A 19629-nucleotide genomic window follows, 5' to 3' on the forward strand; every position below is an offset into this window, starting at 1 on the left:
TCCGGCACTTTATCCTGCAACACTCTCCACGCTCAAACGCTGAATAATATCCTGACGCAGTTGGTATTTTTGTACTTTACCGGACGCTGTGCGTGGTAATTTCTCCACGATCACAATGTGCTCAGGGTATTTGTACTTTGCCACCCGCTTGCGACTAAAAAAGGCTACCACTGACTCCAGTGACAGCGAATGATGCGGCGGTTTTAGCACCACATAAGCACATGACCTTTCACCTAAGCGTTCGTCCGGCATCGCGACAACGCAGGCATCGTGAATGCGGGGGTGCTGCAATAAAATATCCTCAACTTCGCGGCTGCTGATGTTTTCTCCACCGCGGACAATGATATCTTTTTTCCGTCCGGTGATTTTGATGTACCCCGCATCGTCCATTCGGCATAAGTCGCCGCTGTAATACCAGCCGTCTTGATCCAGCGCACGGGCGGTGAGTTCGGGTTCATCGAGATAGCCCATAAACACATTGGGACCGCGTGAGGCTTCTTCGCCTTCTACACCCACAGGCAACGTATTGCGCGCTTCATCGACGACTTTAATTTCGACGCCTGCAGCAGCATATCCGTCGGTATCCATCATGCGAGAAAGCGAATCATCGAGATTGACCAGCGCATGCGGGGAACTCTCTGTCGAGCCATAAATGCTTAATAATTTTATGCCGAGCTGCTGGCAGTCACGGGCAATCTTCTGTGGAATGGTTGTGCCCCCACATAAGAAAAAGCGTAGCGATGAGAGATCGCTTGGCCGTTTGTCCATGCTACACAACATGTCGTAGACGAAGGGCGTTGCGCCGAGCACACAGGTACAGCGTTGTTGTTCCAGCAGTTCAAGACAGGCGGCTGGGGTGAAAATATCTAACAATACGCTGCGTGCGCCGATTAAAAACGGTGCGGTAACGCCATGCAGAAAACCGGTAGCGTGTCCCAGTGGTGCTGGCATTAAAAACACATCCTGCCAGGTGAGATTAAGGCGGGCACAGTAGGCGCGCTCGCTGGCAAGAATGTTGTTGTGGGTCAGCATTACGCCTTTTGGCATTCCCTCGGTACCGGAGGTAAACAACACCACCGCCAGTTCATCGGCGTGAACATTAATCGTTTGGGTTAATGGCGGAGCTAAAAGCAGTTGGCTGAGCGCTAGCGAGGTCGTTGCCGGAGCCAGTTTATCCACGGCAACGATCTGTTGTAGATGTGGCAACTGGTTTTGTAAGGGCAGGATCAGATCGACCGGTCGGGTCTGTTTAAACAGCGTCGGTGCGAAAAAAATCTTCGCTTTGCACTTATTCAGCACCCATACCAGCTCTGCTTCACGCCACGCTGGCAGCAGCGGTACGGAAACGGCCCCGGTTTTGAGGCAGGCCAGGTAGATAATCGTAAACTCGCACCAGCCCGGTAGCTGGAGGGCAATGCGATCGCCAGGTTGAATACCGCAGGCTAAAAACCAGGTTGCCAGACTGCTGGCCGCGCTGTCGAGTGCGGCATAGGTGTATGAAGCGCCATGGTTATCAACCACGGCGATTTTATCTGGCATGGCTCTGGCAGTTTGGTTCCAGTAATCGCCAAGCGAAGCATCTCCCCATAAACCCTGTTGCCGCCAGACTTCGCGACGTTCGGCGTTAAACGTTAGTGTGATACTCATGAAGTTATTCCCTGGATGATTTCGGCATACATCTGACCGGATGGCCGGCGTGGCCGAACCGGTGTACTACAGGTAAAATCCGTTAGCCGTAGCGAAAATCAATGCCAAATGTTCCGACCGGATATTCCCATTGGTCGAGGATCGTGTCGCCGCACAGTACTCGACACGTTCCGCACTCCAGGCAACCAGCAGAATCAAAATGAATGTTTCCACTCTCGTCCTGCTTATAGAGCCCGGCGGGGCAGGCTTTCAGCAGCTTGCGAAATTCATTAAGGTCTGGATGTTCGGCCAGGATGATGTGCGGGTGGCCTTCATCGACATTGAATTTATTGACGCCCAGTTTGACGTCAACGTTAACAGTATTGTCCTGACTCATAGTGCAGTTGCCCCCTTGATACCGTCTTTCAGTAAGTTCATCAGTCCGATTTGTTTGGCATGGGACATAATCATCTTGCGAACCGGTTGATTTGGACGTCCGTCAACGGTGAACATATCGCTCATGATGTCGGCCACCATACGCGGATACTGGGTGAACAGACGTGGGTTTTCCATCAACGCCGGGATCTTGCGAAAATGTTGTAAATCACGCATCACACAGCCTTGTTCAAGCGCGCGTTTGTAGTCCATCAGGCTGCTGGCAGAGAAATCCTGTCGTTCTTTTGCTGCAATGGCTGTTTGGGCAGCGGCTTCTGCGGAAGCGATGGCCAAATCCATACCTCGCACCGTGAAACCCAGGTTCAAACAGAAACCGGCGGCATCACCGACGATCATCACACCGTCATCGACCAGCTTTGGAACCATTGCCAGACCGCCTTCCGGCACCATATGCGCGGAATATTCCAGTAATTCACCACCGGCAATCAATGGTCGAATAGTTGGATGTTGCTTAAAGTCTTCCAGCATTTGTGGAATACTTTTTGTGGCATGGGCAATATCCCCCAGACCACACACCAGCCCCAGAGAGATGGAGTCCTGGTTGGTATACAAAAAACCTCCTCCCATCAATCCATCAGACGGTGAGCCTGCAAACAGCCAGGCCGCGCCTTCATTACCTGAAAGGTTGAAGCGATCTGCAATGACCGCTGGAGGTAAGCCGATCAGCTCTTTTACGCCAACGGCATAGTGATGTGCAGAAGAGGGAGGAACCATCCCCAGGGACCGCCCCAACATAGAGTTGACGCCATCGGCCAGGATGACAATATTGGCTTCCAGGATATCGTCACCGGCCTGGACTCCGGTGACCTTATTACCTTCGCGGATCAGAGCATCGACGCGCACACCGGGGATGAACTGCACGCCAGCTTGTTCCGCTTTTTCCATTAGCCATGGGTCGAGTCTGTTGCGCAAAACGGTATACGAATCCTGCGTTGGTGCGTCAGCTTTTTCACGATGGAAATCGAGAGTGACGGCGCTTTCTTCGGTCAGAAAGGAGATTTTTTCGCGGGTGACTTTACGCTCGAGCGGCGCCTCCTGCGCGAACCCTGGCATGATGCGCTCAAGGCTATGCGCGTAGAGTCTTCCGCCGGTCATATTTTTACTGCCTGCACTGTTTCCGCGCTCAATGACCAGCACGTCCAGTCCGGACAGAGCCATAACGTAGCCTGCAACCGTACCCGCCACGCCAGCACCGACCACAATGGCATCAAATTTTTCATCTGACATGCTTTATGCTCCTTTCCCGCTGCAAGGGCAGCGGGAGATGTGCGTTAAATGGGGGGATTAGCGGCTGAGATGTTCGATAAGGGCCGGAACAACTTTGTAGATGTCGCCTACCAGGCCGTAATCGGCATAATTGAAAATAGGGGCTTTCTTGTCTTTGTTGATAGCAACAATGACTTTCGCGCCGTTACCACCGACCATATGCTGAATTTGTCCTGAAATGCCCAACGTCAGATAAAGGTCTGACTTCAGTAACACACCAGAAACGCCAATGTAGCGTTCGCGCTCCATCCAGTTTTCGCCTTCGGCGATCGGGCGCGAGCAGCCCACTTCTGCCCCCAGTACCGATGCCAACTGATGCACCATCTCCAGATCGTGTTGCGCAACCAGGCCGCGACCCACGCCAACCACACGTTTGGCTTTACTGAGGTCCACGCTGCTCACGGATTTAGCGCGACGTTCCTGGCACATAATTTTATGAAGCGGTGCGATGTAAGCTACTGGGACAACAGGGCAGTTGTACGAGGCGTTTTCCGCTACAGGTTCAAGCAGGCCAGGGGCAAGAGTGATAATTGCCAGCGCGCTTTTGATTTTTTCTTTGCCGAATGCCAGCCCACCATACATTCGGTGCTCTGCGAACACTGTGCCATCCTCAAGAGTCACCGATATTGCGTCGTTCACCATCGCGGCATTGAGTTGGATGCTTAACCGTGCCCCAAGTGATTTCGCGCGCTTTGTGGCTGGCATCAACAGCATTCCGGCGTGTTCTTGCATCAGCGCCGCGATGGTTTCGGCGTAATTTTCTACACGCTGTAAACCGGAGGGGGCTTCGAGCACGATTATTTCATCGGCACCCAGAGGTTTAACCTGATTAGCCTGTTCGCTGCCTTGTACAATAAGATGGACATGCTCACCCCACTGACGCGCGCCGGTCATTAATTCTGCATAGCGTTCTACGTTATCGCTGAACACCCATACGTTAGCTAATTTACTCATGACAATTTCTCTCCGTTGAGCTTAGTTCAGGGCTTTTTTCAGGTGTTCAGCCAGTTCGGCAATGGCTTCAGCCGAGTCATTTTCCAAAATGATATGCTTACGTTCCGTTTGTGGCGGTACGGTGAGGCTTACCAGTTCCGCTAACGGTGACGCAGGCGTCCAGCCAATATTGCTGGCTTGCCATGGTGTGACGGGCTTTTTACCCGCGCCGAGAATGGCTTTCATTGAGGGAATACGCGGCGTGTTGATATCCGAGGTTACGCAGAGTACGGCGGGGAGCGGCAGGTCGATCACTTCAACCTCGTCTTCCAGCACGCGCTCAACCACAATGCGGTCGCCGTTACGTTGGATGTTGCTGACGGCGTTAATCACCGGGAGTTGCAACAGTTCGCCAACCAGTAAGCCAACCTGTTGGGCATAGATATCCCCCGATCCTTCTCCGAACAGCATCAGGTCGAAATTCATATTTTTGGCCGCGCAGGCCAGCGCCTGAGCGGTGTCGCGGGGCAATGAATGCTCCAATTGCGGATCCTGCACCATGAACAAACTGTCCGGTCCACGTGACAGCACGTCTTTACGCACTTTGGAGTTTTGCAGTAGCGATCCGCCCACGGTTAAAGCGACGATTTCATCACCCTCCGCACTCAGTTGCGCCGCGGCCTCAATCGCATTCAGATCAAACTGGCTGATTTTGGCATCGGCCCGGTCAAAGTTAAGCGAATGCTGTGGGGTAACAACAATGTCCTGTTCTTCAGGCACCAACTTAAAGCAGGTTATTATTTTCATGGCATCTCCAGTCATCCACAGTAGGGAAAATTAACTGAAAATAGTTTGCGGCAGAGAGGGGACAGTTTTCGACGGGGCAATCTGTTTTCATTCCCAACAATCTTGCAAAAAAAAGTGCTGCGGGAATGCTTGTTTTATAAACGAGAGCTCGGCCTTGTGTACTGAAGAGAAAAAAGAGCAAACAAACCAGGGAAGGATAATTGCGAAATGCATCATGTTTTTTATCGTTTTTACGCTTAATTTGTTTCTGATATGTAAATTGTTAATGTTGAATTAATAACATTTATTCTTTTCGTTTTTTATCAAACGGAAATAAACGTGGAAAACAACGCAATGAGGCAGGAGGTATCATCTTGCAGTCGACGCAAATAATTTTGTTTCGCCAGCAAGGAATAACGTTGTATAACGTTATTATCGTTTTCACTTTTCGATATTCATTATTCACAAAATTACTGCCTTTAGGTGGAGGTTGTCATGTATCAACGCTGCTTTGATAATGCCATTGAGACCCTTTTTGAGCAGGGGAAAACGCCGAGATTTTCCCGATTCGTCATTAGCGATGATCCTAACTGGGAGTCCGGACATCATGTTCATGATAATGAAACGGAGCTTATCTATGTTAAAAAGGGGGTTGCAAGATTAATCATCGACTCTTCGCTGTATGTCGCGCATGCCGGGGACATTGTGGTGATTGAGCAAGGGCGATTGCATGCGGTTGCATCTGATAGCAGCGCACCTGCTACCACTTACACCTGCGCACTCTACGGTTTCCGGTTTAACAGTTGGCAGGACAATCAGCTATTGCAGATGCACTCGTGTCCGGTCATTAGCGTCAGCCAGGGTAAAGAGGTTATTAAGAGTATTTTTAATGAGCTGGGGGTGATGCTCCCGCAGAGCAAGAACAACCTGACGTCTTCCGCTTATGACGCATTCGCGTATGCATTAACCGTGTTATATTACGAAAACTTTAAAAATGCTTACCGCTCTGAACAGGGATATATTAAAAAAGATGTCTTAATTAAAGATGTATTGGTCTATTTAAATAACAACTTCCGCGAAAAAATTACTCTCGAACAGTTATCTAAAAAATTCCGCGCCAGCGTGAGCTATATCTGCCATGAATTTACCCGCGAGTATCGTATATCACCCATCAATTATGTTATTCAACGGCGAATGACAGAAGCGAAATTTTCCCTGACCAATACGGAGGCCTCGTTGGCGGAAATTTCGTGGCGGGTAGGGTATGAAAACGTCGATCATTTTGCCAAACTTTTTCAGCGGCATGTGGGGTGTACTCCCAGCGATTATCGTAAGCAGTTTAAAAATAACCTTGCTGAGCAGGAATGCTTGATGCCTGAAGTTTGATTCTCCCGCACCGTCCCGGATAGCGTATCTGCGCTATCCGGTCAGTTATACCGCTTACTTATTCTGATAATCCTTTAGGATTTGGCGACCCGCGACGTAAATCATGATTTCATCGGTACCACCGCCAATGCGCTCACAGCGGACATCGCGCCAGAATCGGGATACGCGTGCTTCATCGGTGTAACCCAGTCCGCCCATGATCTGAATTGCGTCGTCAATCACTTCCATTGCCGTACGTGCACAATACAGTTTTGCCAGTGCCGCACTGGTTCGCAGCGACTGTTCCTGATCGGCCTGCCAGGCGACCTTCAGCACCATATTGCGCATGTTTTCAATTTTGATTGCCATCAGCGCCAGTTTTTCTTGGATCATCTGGTTATGACCGATCGGCTTACCAAATGCGATGCGCTGGTTAGCGTAGCGGGCGGCATCTTCGAAGGCGCATTCGGCAAAACCCGTGCTGCGCGCGGCGTTGATCAGGCGTTCCATTTCGAAGTTGTACATTACGTTGAGGAAGCCCATGCCTTCTTCGCCGACCATATCGCTTTCGTCCACTTCAACGTCATCAAGATAGACTTCGCAGGTGCTTAACATGTGCCAGCCGATTTTATGCAGCGGGTTAACCTTAATGCCCGGTTTCTTAGAATCCACCCACCACAACGTAAAGGCTTTCTTCGGATCTTTCGGCTCCGGGTCGCGAGCCAGTACCAGCATGTACGGATACTCTTTAGCGCCGGTGATAAACGTTTTTTGTCCGTTGAGATACACCTTGCCATTTTTGCGGGTGTAGCTGGTGGTGGCACTATTATTATCGGAGCCTGCTCCCGGCTCGGTTAATGCCAGCGCATACGCCGGATCGCCCGTTTCCATGGTGCTTTCTGCTGTTTTACGCAGCTGCTCGGCGGAGCCAAAACGTCGCATGCTGTGGATGCACTGACCGTTAGTGATCAAAAAAGCGGGCGCGCCACATTTTGACACTTCCATCAGCGCCAGCATCTGGGTGACGTAATCAGCCGGGATGCCGCCAAACTCTTCCGGAACGCCCAGCATCGAAATGCCGTTGTCCGCAAGGGCTCGCATAAATTCCTTCGGATAAGTCGCCGTCTGATCGCAGGTACGGAAATACTCCTCCGGGAAATTGCTGGTAATCAGCTCACGAATGCTGGCAAGCAACAGTTCTTGTTCTTCAGTTAATGAAAAGTCCATCAGGGTACTCCTTTTAATTGGCTGCGTCGGGTAATACAAAGCCCATCGAGGCATCGATAAATAATCTTTCGTCCATCAATTTCAGGTCTGGGGAAATAATCGGTGTGAAATTCATTTTGTCCAGGATGTCTTCCTGTAAAGAGACTCCCGGTGCAATTTCGATTAAATGAAGACCATCTGCTTTTAACGTAAATACAGCGCGTTCAGTGATGTAACGCACATCAAGTCCACGTTCGAGGGCAATTTTTCCGCTGAAAGTCACTTCAGGTAATTCATTAACGAATTTTTTCACCCGACCTTCCTGCACGATATTTAACTTACCGTCCGCAACTTCCGTTTTCAGACTTCCGGCAGTTAACGTGCCGCAGAAAATAATTTTTTTGGAAGTGGCGCTAATATCGATAAAACCGCCGGTACCCATGATTTTGCCATTGAATTTGTGTACGCCGACGTTGCCGTGGCGATCCACTTCGGCAAAACTTAAATAGCACACATCCAGCCCACCACCGTGATAGAAGTCAAACTGGGACGTCATATCCAGAATGGCGCGAGTGTTGACGTTGGCACCGAAAGCAATGCCTTGAGAGGTGATGCCGCCAATCGGACCCGTTTCGACTGTCAGAATAAAATCGTCAGCACAGCCTTCTTCGCGCGCGACGAGACCAATGCCATCGGCAATACCTACGCCAACGTTGCCGACCGCACCTTTGCGCATTTCAAACAGGGCGCGTCGGGCCACCAGTTTACGCTGATTGAGCGGCAGGGCAGTTTGTTGGCTGTCATCGAGCACAAAATCGCCAGAGATAAAGCGGTTAACCGGCGCACCACCGTACAGTTGCGTTTGGTCGGGGTCGATGACCACAATATCGACCAGATAGCCGGGAATACGTACCGACTTCGGATGCAAAGTGGCTTTCTTCACCATTTTTTGCACCTGCATCATAACGATGCCGCCGTTATTGTGTACGGCCTGGGCAATCACCAGCGCATCAAGATACATAACTTCATCTTCAAAGGTGGCATAGCCTTCGCTGTCACAGGTGGTGGCGCGAATAAAGGCGATGTTTGGCGCAATGGCTTTGTAATACAGGTACTCTTTGTTATCAATTTCCACCAATTTGATCAGATCTTCGGTGGTCACTTCATTCAGCTTACCGCCCTGTTGGCGAGGGTCAACAAATGTACCGATGCCGATATCACTGAGGATCCCAGGCTGGTGGGCTGCCTATGCACGCAGGGTTTGGGTTAATACGCCCTGAGGATAGTTATAGGCGGCAATTTTATTTTGTTCCGCCAGGTCGGAGATTCGTGGTGATTGTCCCCAGTGTCCGCATAATGCCCATTTGACTAAGCCTTCCTGTGCCAGCGGGCTAATTCCCCGGTCGGCACGGTCACCCAGACCTGTAGGGCTAATCAACGCTAGATTTCGTGGTGACTGAGAGTTTTTATATTTTTCAGCCAGCGCGTTAATTAATGTTGTTGCTTCGAGAATACCGCCACCTGCACCTAATACACAAAGAGTTGCTTCATCAGGAATATAATTAACTGCATCTGCTGCGGATAATACGGGTACCCGACCATCTATACGATTTGGTCTTGAAAATTTCATGTGAACTCCAGATTATATGCGTGCGACTACCTGTCGCTATATTCGACAATAATATTGTGAGTTATTTAATAAAGTTTAATCATCGGCCAGATATCCGTGGTTAGACGAATATCTGGGGTAGGGCATTACTGATATTAATATGGATATATCTGTAATTAAGCCTGATGCAATATTGTCAATACAGTACGCAGGTCGGTGACCGAAATTTGTCCTGGAGCGGAGGCTTTTTTTACTGCCCCAAAGGTTGCCGCTGAACCGAAAACTTCACCAGACAGACGTGAAATCACCCCTGTTTTAGCCATCGACATGGTGATTATCGGGCGATCGGCATAGCGTTCTTGCATTTCCAGCGTGGCGCTAAGCAGCGTCAGAACATCCGCTTTATTTTGCGGCATCAAGGCAATTTTGGGGATGTCTGCGCCTAGTTCCTGCATTTTACGCAGGCGCTGGACAATCTCTTCTGCAGCTGGTGTCTTATGAAAATCGTGATTGGACATAATCACAAAGACATTTTTCGCGTGCGCATGCTCGACGGTCGCTTTGACCAGTTCGTCTCCGGTAAACAGTTCCAGATCGATCATATCCACCAGACCGCTGTCTACCGCCGCGCGGTTAAGTGCAATATAGTTTTCGACAGACAGTGCCTGTTCACCGCCTTCTTTGGCGCTGCGGAAGGTGAAAAGTAGCGGTTTGTCCGCTATCACATCGCGGATGGCGCGAGCCGCTTCCAGCACGGCATCTGTGGAAGAGACATCGCCGAAATGGTCAACGCGCCATTCCAGAATGTCGAAATCCGCTTCGCGATAGGCCAGCGCTTCGCTTTTTACCGTTGCGATGTCTATACCCATCAGCGACACAATGATCTTCGGCGCACCATCGCCAATAACGAGATTTCTTACGGTTACGGTTTTCATTGATTACCCTTTAACTATTCTACAAATGCTTGCCCGTCAGGCGGCAAAACCCATAACCTGTTTCACATACTCCAGCGGGAAATCTTTCCCGGTCCAGAGCTTGAACTGTTCAGCCCCTTGCCATAACAACATGCCGTAACCATCAATTGTTTTACAACCAGCACTTTGTGCCTGCTGCAATAATTTGGTCATATGCGGGTTGTAGACGCATTCGGTTACCAGCAGTTCCGGACGTAGCAGGGAAGCGTCGGTCACGAGAGATTCATTTTCCAGCGGCTTCATGCCGACTTTTGTTCCGTTGGTTAAAATATCCGCGCTGGCAAGTGCGTCAGCAAAAGCCTGGCGATCTGCGAGATCGATAACAGTGACCACGCAGTCGGTGTTTTCATTGACGCGTTTGGCAAACTCCTGCGCTTTGGCAAAAAACTCATCCTGGCGGTTAAAGAGTTTAATTTCTTTGATGCCTTCAATCGCTGCCTGTGCACCAATGGCTGTCGACGCACCGCCTGCGCCCAACAGTACCATGGTTTTACCTTTGATATCGAAACCACTTTCCTTAATTGCACGAATATGACCCGTGCCATCGGTATTGTAACCACGCAGGTAACCATCATCATTGACGATAGTATTAATTGCACCGACCAGTTTGGCGGCAGGTGTTAATTCATCAACATATTCACATGCTAGCTGCTTGTTGGGCATTGAGACCCCTGTACCACGCATCTTTAAGGCCTTCAGCCCGGCAATTGCATTAGCAAACGTTGAGTTATCGACTTCAAATGCCATATAAGTGAATGGCAATCCCGCTTTTTCTAATGCCTTATTTTGCATTTCAGGTGACAGACTGTGTCTGATAGGGTAGGCCATCAAACCAATTAGTTCATATTTAGCTGTTACGTCCATTTGATACTCCTTCTAAACAATTTATTGAAAATAACGTTCGCCCAACCGCACATCATTTTGGGGGATATCAAATACGCGGTAGTAACGAATAAAGACGATGATGGCGGTGATGAAGGCCAGCAGAGCAAATGCAAAGTCCAGCAAAATGATGTACTGCAGACCAATGTTAGAGAGGTATCCGGTGATTAATGGGATAATAAAGTTGGCTACGCCACCCATCATCATATAAATACTGGTGACTTTGGCTTTGCTCTTGGGAAAGAATTCAGACATCACCGAGACACCGAGCTGTAAAATACCGCCAGCGGCAGAGAATCCAATGAGAAATGAACCGACGTTACACACCAGTGGAGAGGGATATAAGTAGATGACGGCTGCGGTGATGGTTGCCAGCCCGGCGTTAAACACATTTGCCCAAATAGGCCGAACCCATTTTTTTAACAGAGCGGCAAAAATAAATACGCAGACCAATGATCCCATACTGTAGTAAGAGATTGTCTTCAGTGCGTCAGATTCTGCCATGCCGGCAAAGGCCATCGCATATTTTGGCATCCAGACCACGATGACGTAAAAAGTCGAAAAGGCAGCAACACCAAACATGACGGATGCCACACCTTCCAGCCAGACCAACGGTTTACTGTTCATCTGTGGCAGATCTTTCGCGATGCCAGCATCCACCATCTGGCCAGGGAAGCGACTTCTTAGCAGCATCAAGGTAATGACGACAAACAACGCACCCGGGATAATGACCGCATAACCGTACCAGATATGGTTGAGCAGCATGGTGCTGACGACGATGGGGTAGATCATCTGCCCAAACGAGACCATAGCTTTCACCAGGATAACGGCTGAGCCAGAGGCTTTAGGGAAGCATTCCATTAACGCCGGGTACCCGCCGGTATCCAGTGCCGAGTTTGCCACGCCAACGCAAACGGCCAGAATAAAGGCAATCATCAGATTAGGGAAGGTGCGAATAAGCAGGTCATTTCTTCCCAAGCTGACTCGCTGATTAAAATTTCGCGGATCTGGGCCGATTTTTTTCCCGCAAACACATCGAATCAGCCTATTTAGGCTATTTTTTCCACCATTTCTGGCGTTATTTCCGGTTTTTACTGAGATCTCTCCCACTGACGTATCATTTGGTCCACCCGAAACAGGTTGGCCAGGGTGAATAACATCGCCAGTTGGTTATCGTTTTTCAGCAGCCCCTTGTATCTGGCTTTCACGAAGCCGAACTGCCGCTTGATGATGCGAAACGGGTGCTCCACCTTGGCACGGATGCTGGCTTTCATGTATTCGATGTTGATGGCCGTTTTGTTCTTGCGCGGATGCTGCTTCAAGGTTTTTACCTTGCCGGGACGCTCGGCGATCAGCCAGTCAACATCCACCTCGGCCAGCTCCTCGCGCTGTGGCGCTCCTTGGTAGCCGGCATCGGCTGAGACAAATTGCTCCTCTCCATGAAGCAGATTACACAGCTGATTGAGGTCATGCTCGTTGGCCGCGGTGGTAACTAGGCTGTGGGTCAGGCCACTCTTGGCATCGACACCAATGTGGGCCTTCATGCCAAAGTGCCACTGATTGCCTTTCTTGGTCTGATGCATCTCCGGATCGCGTTGCTGCTCTTTGTTCTTGGTAGAGCTGGGTGCCTCAATGATGGTGGCATCCACCAAAGTGCCTTGGGTCATCATGACGCCTGCTTCGGCCAGCCAGCGATTGATGGTCTTGAACAATTGACGGGCCAGTTGATGCTGCTCGAGCAGGTGGCGGAAATTCATGATGGTGGTGCGATCCGGCAGGGCGCTATCCAGGGATAATCGGGCAAACAGGCGCATGGAGGCGATTTCGTACAGGGCATCTTCCATGGCACCGTCGCTCAGGTTGTACCAATGCTGCATGCAGTAAATACGCAGCATGGTCTCCAGCGGATAGGGCCGTCGGCCATTGCCCGCCTTGGGATAAAACGGCTCGATGACAGCGGTCATATTCTGCCATGGCAGAATCTGCTCCATGCGGGAGAGGAAAATCTCTTTTCGGGTCTGACGGCGCTTAGTGCTGAATTCACTATCGGCGAAGGTGAGTTGATGGCTCATGATGTCCCTCTGGGATGCGCTCCGGATGAATATGATGATCTCATATCAGGAACTTGTTCGCACCTTCCTTAGTGCGTTAAGGTTGGTGGAGTGGCGCGCGAAGGACAAAAAAAAGCCCATCGTGGGAGATGGGCAAAGACTACACACAGCAATTCGTTGTTTCACTCAGGGGATTTCCATGCTTATAAATCAATGTGTTGATCTAAAGCCATGGGCTAATAGTAGGCATACTGATTTTTTACGTCGATCAGATTCATCTCAATAGTTTAAAAACTGTAAAGAATTTGCGACACAAATGAGTATTGAAAGAGGGACGAAGTTGGTTCTAATCCCGTAAGAGGGAGGGATTGATTAGTATTGTTAAACAATCAGGCGGCGTTGCCGCCTGATGTTGGATTACTTATTGCGTTCGATTTCAGCAATTTCTTCGAGGATTTCATCCGGATTGGTACCTGGTGCAGGGGCTTCGTTTACCCAGGCGGAGAACAGACGCCAGGAAACGGCCAGTACTACTGGACCGATAAACAGACCAATCATGCCGAAGGCAATCAATCCGCCGATGACTCCGGAGAGAATCAGGAGCAGTGGCAAATCGGCACCCATGCGAATCAGCATCGGTCGAATCACGTTATCCAGTGTTCCGACCACGCCGCTCCACACCAGCAGCACGGTGCCCCAGGTTGAATCCCCCGTCCAGTATAGCCAGATAATGGCCGGAATCAGTACCGGTAGCGGCCCCAGTTGCACCAGACATGACAGGATCATCAATACCGCCAGCAGTGTGGCATACGGCACACCGGTTACCGCCAGACCAATACCCCCGAGCACTGCCTGTACCAGAGCGGTGACCACAACGCCTAATGCGACGGCGCGAATGGCTTGTGCTGCCAGCAGAATGGCAGCATCTCCACGTTTTGAGGCAAGACGGCAGGCGAAGTGACGAATACCTAATGCGACTTGTTCACCGCGCCAGTACAACAGGGCACTGAACAGCAGCATCAGGCCACAGTGCATCATAAAGCGGCCGATATGCGCGGCCTGACCGACGAACCAGGTGGTGGTGGTGCCGATATAAGGACGAACCTTGGCCATAATCGCCGAACCGCCCATATCCAGTAAGCTGTGCCATGCGCCATACATTTTGGCACCCACCAGTGGAATGCTGTTCAACCATGCCAGATCCGGTAGTGTCATATCACCTGCGGTTACGGCATGGATCAGCGGCCCACTGCCATCGACGATGCTGTTAACCAGCAGCGCGATGGGGATGATGAACAACAGCACCAGCAACAGTGTCATCACCAGTACGGCAAGTGAACGGCGTCCCCAGAGCAATTTTTGTAAGCGTAGCAGGATAGGCCAGGTTGCAATGACAATCGTGCCTGCCCAGGCAAAACCGAGGATAAAGGGCTGAACAATCCAGAGACAGGCCACAATCAGGATGGCTAAAAACAGCACCGATAGCAGCACTTGTGCAATATCCCTGGGCTGACGGAAATTTACCATAAATACTTTTCACCTTTGTCTTTGCGCCAGAACGTTGACGCGACGTGAATACTTAAATCACACCCTGTAATAATGAGCAATTTCAGCGGTTTTGAACAGGCGGATTCTGCCTGTAAATCTGCTGAGCGTATTAGAAAAAAATGTGATACAACAAACAAAGCAACACGCAAACGATTAAATTCACAACACAGACCGCAGGAAAGGGTCACTATAATGATTCCACAAATTTCTCAGGCACCAGGTGTCGTTCAACTGGTGCTCAACTTTTTGCAGGCGCTGGAGCAGCAAGGATTTACGGGCGATACGGCAACGAGCTATGCCGATCGTCTAACAATGTCGACGGATAACAGTATTTATCAGCTGCTACCTGATGCTGTCGTTTTCCCTCGTTCAACCGCAGATGTGGCGCTAATCGCCCGTCTGGCGGCAGAACCGCTTTTCTCGTCGTTGATTTTTACCCCGCGCGGCGGCGGCACCGGGACCAACGGTCAGGCGCTGAACCAGGGCATTATTGTTGATATGTCCCGCTATATGAGCCGCATTATTGAAATCAACCCGCAAGAAGGTTGGGTGCGGGTAGAAGCCGGGGTGATAAAAGATCAGCTCAACCAGTTTCTGAAGCCTTACGGCTATTTCTTTGCCCCGGAATTATCCACCAGTAACCGGGCAACACTCGGCGGGATGATCAACACCGATGCGTCCGGGCAAGGATCGTTGGTTTACGGTAAAACTTCCGATCATGTGTTGGGCATCCGTGCGGTGCTGATGGGCGGTGATATTCTTGATACTCAGCCAATGCCGATCGAGCTTGCCGAAATGCTGGGGAAAAGCAATACCACCATTGGCCGCATCTATAAGACCGTTTATGAACGTTGTCGCGATAACCGACAGCTGATCATGGATAAATTCCCGAAACTTAATCGCTTCCTGACCGGGTACGATCTACGGCACGTCTTTAACGATGAGATGACCGAATTTGATTTAACCCGCATTCTCACCGGCTCTGAAGGTACGCTGGCGTTTATCACCGAAGCCCGTCTGGATATCACGCCGCTGCCAAAAGTCAGACAACTGGTTAACGTCAAGTACGACTCTTTCGACTCGGCGTTGCGTAATGCGCCGGTGATGGTGGAAGCACGCGCATTGTCGGTAGAAACTGTTGACTCCAAAGTACTCAATCTGGCGCGGGAAGATATCGTCTGGCACTCGGTAAGTGAATTGATTACCGATGTACCTGATAAAGAGATGCTGGGTCTGAACATTGTAGAGTTTGCCGGTGACGACGAAGTATTGATTAATTCGCAGGTCAGCGCACTGTGTGAACGTCTGGATGGCTTAATCGCTCGTCAGGAAGCGGGTGTCATTGGCTGGCAGCTGTGTACCGAACTGGCGGGAGTCGAACGAATTTACGCCATGCGCAAAAAGGCAGTCGGTCTGCTGGGCAATGCAAAAGGTTCCGCGAAGCCAATTCCGTTTGCCGAGGATACCTGCGTTCCGCCGGAGCATCTGGCGGACTATATTGCCGAGTTCCGCGCGCTACTCGACAGCCACGCCCTGAGTTACGGCATGTTTGGTCACGTAGACGCAGGCGTGCTGCATGTCAGACCGGCGTTGGATATGTGTGACCCGCAGCAGGAAGTGCTGATGAAACGCATTTCTGATGATGTTGTGGCGCTGACGGCGAAATATGGCGGTTTGCTGTGGGGCGAGCATGGGAAAGGTTTTCGTGCAGAATATAGCCCGGCGTTCTTCGGCGAGGAGCTGTATCGCGAACTGCGCAAAGTGAAATCGGTGTTTGATCCGCAAAACCGGCTGAATCCTGGGAAAATCTGTCCACCGGAAGACGTAGATGCGCCGATGATGAAAGTGGACGCGGTGAAACGCGGAACGTATGACCGTCAGATCCCTCTGGCCGTACGCCAGGAGTGGCGCGGGGCAATGGAGTGTAACGGCAACGGGTTATGCTTTAACTTCGATGCGAAAAGCCCTATGTGTCCGTCGATGAAAATCAGCCTCAACCGTATTCATTCGCCAAAAGGGCGAGCCACGTTAGTGCGTGAATGGCTGCGTTTGTTAGCGGATCGCGGGATTGACCCAATACAGCTGGAAAAAGAGCTACCGGAAAAACGCGCCAGTTTACGTTCGCTGATTGCCCGTACCCGCAACAGCTGGCATGCGCGCAAGGGTGAATACGATTTCTCACACGAAGTAAAAGAGGCGATGTCAGGTTGCCTGGCGTGTAAAGCCTGTTCCACCCAGTGTCCAATTAAAATTGATGTACCGGAGTTCCGTTCGCGCTTCCTCCAGCTGTACCACACGCGTTATCTGCGCCCGTTGCGCGATCACATGGTGGCGACCGTTGAGAGCTATGCGCCGTTAATGGCACGAGCGCCCAAAACGTTTAACTTCTTCATCAACCAGCCGCTGGTGCGAAACCTGGCTAAAAAGCACATTGGAATGGTTGATTTACCTCTGTTGTCTGCACCGTCGCTGCAACGCCAACTGGTGGGGCATCGCTCCGCCAATATGACGTTGGAACAGCTCGAATTACTCAGCCTTGAGCAAAAAGCCCGTACGGTGCTGGTGGTGCAGGACCCTTTCACCAGCTATTACGATGCGCAGGTGGTTGCTGACTTTATACGTCTGGTAGAGAAGCTGGGCATGCAGCCGGTACTGCTGCCGTTTTCGCCAAACGGCAAGGCGCAGCACATTAAAGGCTTCTTAAACCGTTTTGCCAAAACGGCGAAAAAGACATCCGAGTTTCTTAACCGGGTAGCGAAGCTGAATATTCCGATGGTGGGTGTTGATCCGGCGCTGGTGCTTTGTTATCGCGATGAATACAAGCTGGCGCTGGGCGAACAACGGGGTGATTTCCATGTGTTGCTAGCCAACGAATGGTTATCGAAAGCTGTGGAAGCACAGCAGCCAGTCGCTGTTGGCGGTGAACCGTGGTACTTCTTTGGCCACTGTACCGAAGTGACGGCCTTGCCGGGCGCGCCTGCACAGTGGGCGGCTATTTTTGCTCGCTTTGGCGCAAAGCTGGAGAACGTCAGCGTGGGATGCTGTGGTATGGCTGGCACCTACGGCCACGAAGTAAAGAATCACCAAAACTCATTGGGGATCTATGAGTTATCATGGCACCAGGCAATGCAACGATTGCCACGTAACCGTTGTCTGGCTACCGGGTACTCCTGTCGCAGTCAGGTTAAACGCGTTGAAGGTACGGGCGTTCGCCACCCATTACAGGCACTGCTGGAGATTATAGGATGATCTGGAAACGTGAAGTCACACTCGAGGCGCTCAATGCCATGGGTGAAGGAAATATGGTTGGGTTGCTCGATATTCGTTTTGTGCACATTGGTGACGATACGCTGGAAGCTACAATGCCGGTGGACCATCGCACCAAACAACCCTTTGGGTTGCTGCACGGCGGCGCATCCGTGGTGCTGGCGGAAAGTATTGGTTCGGTAGCGGGATACCTGTGTACTCAGGGTGAGCAGAAAGTGGTGGGCCTGGAGATCAACGCCAACCATATCCGTTCTGCGCGGGAAGGGCTCGTCAGGGGTGTATGTCGCGCGTTACATACCGGCTCTCGTCACCAGGTTTGGCAAATAGAGATCTTCGATGAGCAGGGACGATTGTGCTGTACGTCGCGTCTGACGACCGCAATTTTGTGATGCATATTGCTTTTGGTCATTATCTGCACAGGGAATGGTGTTATACTGTGCAGGTTTTGAACACAAGCGAGGATGATATGTCTACCCAATTAGACCCTGCCCAACTGGCAATAGAATTTTTACGTCGTGATAAAACCGATCTTTCACCGGCTCAGTACCTGAAAAGGCTAAAACAGCTTGAGCTGGAGTTTGCAGATCTGTTGGCGCTCTCTTCAACTGAACTGAAAGAAGAGATCTATTTTGCCTGGCGCATGGGCGTTCATTGATTCCGGTATGCTTATCGTAACGAAACCCCGACACGTGTTCGGGGTTATTTTGGCCTTAAATCTTCATTACCACTTCATCTCACCGCTGTTAACCTTCGCACTTAGTTCCAGCGAGCTTGCGTCTGCCAGACCTGGCCATGCTGCCGTCATGGTTTTAATCACATAATCCGATCCTTTCTTCGCCCCTAACGCCTGCTCAAACGACTGCAAATAGTCCTGGGTGAAGCGAATAGCTTTATCGCCGGTTGGGCGTTCGCCAATGTAATGACCCGGGACCACTTGAGTGGGCTGTAAGCTCTGCATTTCGCTCAGTACGTTACGCCATGTACTACGCTGTTCTTCAGATTGTGTATCCGCCGTCCAGACGTGAATACCTGAAGCCACGCCTGTGCCGCCAATAATGGCCCGATTCGCCGGGATCCAGATATACGCTGCATAATCGTTGGAGTGACGCAGTTCCAGCGGTTCACCATCAACCGTGAACTGCGTTTGCGTCGTCGCCTGCGGAACGGTGAGCGATGTTGGCGCGCCGTCCTTCATTTGCGGGCCCCAGAATTGCAGTTTGGCCTCTTTGGTGGCGCGGATATGGTCTACCACCTGCGGTGTTGCCAGAACTTTTACCTGTGGGAAAGCGTTGACGATGGGCTGCAGACCGAAATAGAAATCCGGATCGCCGGAAGTGATAACAATAGCCTTCAGCGTTTTGCCGCTGGCGCGAATCATCTGCACCAGCTGTTCGCCATCTTTGGTGCTGAACTGGGCGTCAAACAAAATCGCCTCTTTGGGGCCAGACACCAGCGTCGAAGATACCGGGAAAATACCCTTCTCCTGCGGATTATAGACGTTCAGATGTAGCGGTGCGGCGAAAGCTGAAGACGCAAACAGAGGTAACAGCAGGGCCAGAGATTTAACTTTCATACCAGGTAACCTTATGCAGGGAATTGACTTTTGATAGTTCCCGTATTTTAAGCATATTCGTATCTGTTAGAATTCCCTCATTAGGAC

General features: G+C 50.8%; 15 protein-coding genes, 1 other RNA gene and 2 pseudogenes. 4 read left to right on the forward strand and 14 right to left on the reverse strand.

What is annotated here, in order from left to right; genetic code table 11:
* Positions 1-9: 9 nt before the first annotated feature.
* The 5 genes from fadK to C2U41_RS07605 all read right to left on the reverse strand — a co-directional run bounded on the left by fadK (position 10) and on the right by C2U41_RS07605 (position 5088).
* Positions 10-1647, reverse strand: coding sequence for a medium-chain fatty-acid--CoA ligase (gene fadK / locus C2U41_RS07585; protein WP_103848941.1), 1638 nt, complete (start codon positions 1645-1647; stop codon positions 10-12).
* Between the two features lie 82 nt (positions 1648-1729).
* Positions 1730-2023: a 4Fe-4S ferredoxin gene (locus C2U41_RS07590; RefSeq protein ID WP_003836621.1), complete on the reverse strand. Its 294-nt coding sequence runs from the start codon at positions 2021-2023 to the stop codon at positions 1730-1732.
* Positions 2020-3309, reverse strand: a complete 1290-nt coding sequence (locus C2U41_RS07595; protein ID WP_003836619.1) for an FAD-dependent oxidoreductase — start codon at positions 3307-3309, stop codon at positions 2020-2022. Before C2U41_RS07595 ends, C2U41_RS07590 begins: the two co-directional genes overlap by 4 nt.
* A 57-nt stretch (positions 3310-3366) precedes the next feature.
* On the reverse strand, positions 3367-4302 hold the full coding sequence (locus tag C2U41_RS07600; RefSeq protein ID WP_054528317.1) for an electron transfer flavoprotein subunit alpha: 936 nt from the start codon (positions 4300-4302) through the stop codon (positions 3367-3369).
* Between the two features lie 21 nt (positions 4303-4323).
* Positions 4324-5088, reverse strand: a complete 765-nt coding sequence (locus C2U41_RS07605) for an electron transfer flavoprotein (RefSeq protein WP_003843472.1) — start codon at positions 5086-5088, stop codon at positions 4324-4326.
* A 474-nt stretch (positions 5089-5562) separates the two neighbouring features.
* On the opposite strand from C2U41_RS07605, the gene C2U41_RS07610 reads away from it, so the two are divergent.
* Positions 5563-6453 (forward strand): AraC family transcriptional regulator, encoded by an 891-nt coding sequence (locus C2U41_RS07610; RefSeq protein ID WP_003836612.1) that lies wholly within the window; start codon positions 5563-5565, stop codon positions 6451-6453.
* Between the two features lie 54 nt (positions 6454-6507).
* On the opposite strand, the gene C2U41_RS07615 is transcribed toward C2U41_RS07610, so the two are convergent.
* From C2U41_RS07615 to ydiK, 8 genes and pseudogenes are all read right to left on the reverse strand, one after another.
* On the reverse strand, positions 6508-7659 hold the full coding sequence (locus C2U41_RS07615; protein ID WP_003836610.1) for an acyl-CoA dehydrogenase: 1152 nt from the start codon (positions 7657-7659) through the stop codon (positions 6508-6510).
* Positions 7660-7672: 13 nt separating this feature from the next.
* A pseudogene (locus C2U41_RS07620) lies at positions 7673-9268 on the reverse strand (acyl CoA:acetate/3-ketoacid CoA transferase).
* Positions 9269-9423: 155 nt separating this feature from the next.
* Positions 9424-10182 carry a type I 3-dehydroquinate dehydratase gene (aroD, locus tag C2U41_RS07625; RefSeq protein ID WP_003836605.1) on the reverse strand — a complete coding sequence of 253 codons (759 nt, stop codon included), beginning with the start codon at positions 10180-10182 and terminating at the stop codon, positions 9424-9426.
* 36 nt (positions 10183-10218) lie between these two features.
* Complete coding sequence (ydiB, locus tag C2U41_RS07630; RefSeq protein WP_003836604.1) at positions 10219-11085, reverse strand: quinate/shikimate dehydrogenase; 867 nt, start codon at positions 11083-11085, stop codon at positions 10219-10221.
* A 21-nt stretch (positions 11086-11106) separates the two neighbouring features.
* Positions 11107-12048, reverse strand: a pseudogene (locus tag C2U41_RS07635) (MFS transporter); the annotation flags it as partial.
* A 146-nt stretch (positions 12049-12194) separates the two neighbouring features.
* Complete coding sequence (locus C2U41_RS07640; RefSeq protein ID WP_032170067.1) at positions 12195-13175, reverse strand: IS5-like element ISKpn26 family transposase; 981 nt, start codon at positions 13173-13175, stop codon at positions 12195-12197.
* A gap of 104 nt (positions 13176-13279) precedes the next feature.
* Positions 13280-13387, reverse strand: an RNA gene (rprA, locus tag C2U41_RS07645) — antisense sRNA RprA.
* 184 nt (positions 13388-13571) lie between these two features.
* A complete protein-coding gene (ydiK, locus tag C2U41_RS07650; RefSeq protein ID WP_003030544.1) occupies positions 13572-14681 on the reverse strand; it encodes an AI-2E family transporter YdiK in 1110 nt (369 codons plus the stop codon).
* Between the two features lie 213 nt (positions 14682-14894).
* On the opposite strand from ydiK, the gene ydiJ reads away from it, so the two are divergent.
* From ydiJ to C2U41_RS07670, 3 genes are all read left to right on the forward strand, one after another.
* The gene (gene ydiJ / locus C2U41_RS07660) at positions 14895-17951 is read left to right on the forward strand and encodes a D-2-hydroxyglutarate dehydrogenase YdiJ (RefSeq protein WP_103848716.1); all 3057 of its coding nucleotides are present in this window, start codon (positions 14895-14897) and stop codon (positions 17949-17951) included.
* Positions 17948-18358 (forward strand): 1,4-dihydroxy-2-naphthoyl-CoA hydrolase, encoded by a 411-nt coding sequence (menI, locus tag C2U41_RS07665; RefSeq protein WP_008784603.1) that lies wholly within the window; start codon positions 17948-17950, stop codon positions 18356-18358. The genes ydiJ and menI overlap by 4 nt, the downstream gene beginning before the upstream one ends.
* A 77-nt stretch (positions 18359-18435) precedes the next feature.
* The gene (locus C2U41_RS07670; protein ID WP_003030540.1) at positions 18436-18624 is read left to right on the forward strand and encodes a YdiH family protein; all 189 of its coding nucleotides are present in this window, start codon (positions 18436-18438) and stop codon (positions 18622-18624) included.
* Between the two features lie 66 nt (positions 18625-18690).
* On the opposite strand, the gene C2U41_RS07675 is transcribed toward C2U41_RS07670, so the two are convergent.
* Entirely contained in the window at positions 18691-19542 is an 852-nt protein-coding gene (locus C2U41_RS07675; protein ID WP_103848717.1) for a Vmh family MBL fold metallo-hydrolase, read from the reverse strand.
* Between the last annotated feature and the right edge of the window lie 87 nt (positions 19543-19629).

Origin of the sequence: Citrobacter freundii complex sp. CFNIH4 (assembly GCF_002934505.1) — a bacterium.
In the GTDB taxonomy this organism is placed as follows: domain Bacteria; phylum Pseudomonadota; class Gammaproteobacteria; order Enterobacterales; family Enterobacteriaceae; genus Citrobacter; species Citrobacter freundii.